We start from the raw sequence: 665 nt of genomic DNA on the forward strand, positions 1-665 counted from the left end.
CGCACCCCCAGCGGCACGTGGCGGCGCATGGTCGACGCCGCACTCGGCCGTGACAAGGACACCGACTCCTCTATCGCCTACTACCGTGACCTGGCCGCCCAAATGGTCGCTGCGCTGCCTGCGGTGTTCTTCCCCAAACCGGCGACAGTGGAACAGATCTGGTGGCATTGGAACTACATCGCCAGCCGCGGCGCCTGGGATGCGCCGCTGCCGACACAACCGTTCAATCCCGACGCCACCCTGCCGATCTGGTGGCATTGGAACTACATCGCCAGCCGCGGCGCCTGGGATGCGCCGCTGCCGACACAACCGTTCAATCCCGACGCCACCCTGCCGGGGTCGGCGTTCACCCCGGTCCACCTGGACCCGGGTGCGGCTCAGCTGCGCGACCGCCGCTGGCGGGCGGCCCGCACCGACGCCGACGTGTTCGTACGTACCTTCCGGGATCGCACCGACGGTGTTGCGGACTCCTATCAAGCGCTGCTGCCCTTAGATAGCTTCCCCGACAACGGAATTGCCTGGCCGCGATCGACACTGTTCAAGGTCCTCGATGACCTCACGACACCGACCACGGTCTTGGACTGGACGATCAACATCACCTTCACCAGCGCGGATGTGGCCGTGTCGACCGCAGAGAACGTCATCGTCAACATTCGCGACCAGTA

General features: G+C 65.6%; 1 pseudogene. It reads left to right on the forward strand.

Annotation, left to right across the window (positions count from 1 at the left end):
* Nucleotides 1–665: pseudogene (locus H7I57_RS23920) on the forward strand (hypothetical protein); the annotation flags it as partial.

The sequence above is a fragment of the Mycolicibacterium pyrenivorans genome (assembly GCF_025821625.1).
GTDB classification, from domain to species: domain Bacteria; phylum Actinomycetota; class Actinomycetes; order Mycobacteriales; family Mycobacteriaceae; genus Mycobacterium; species Mycobacterium pyrenivorans.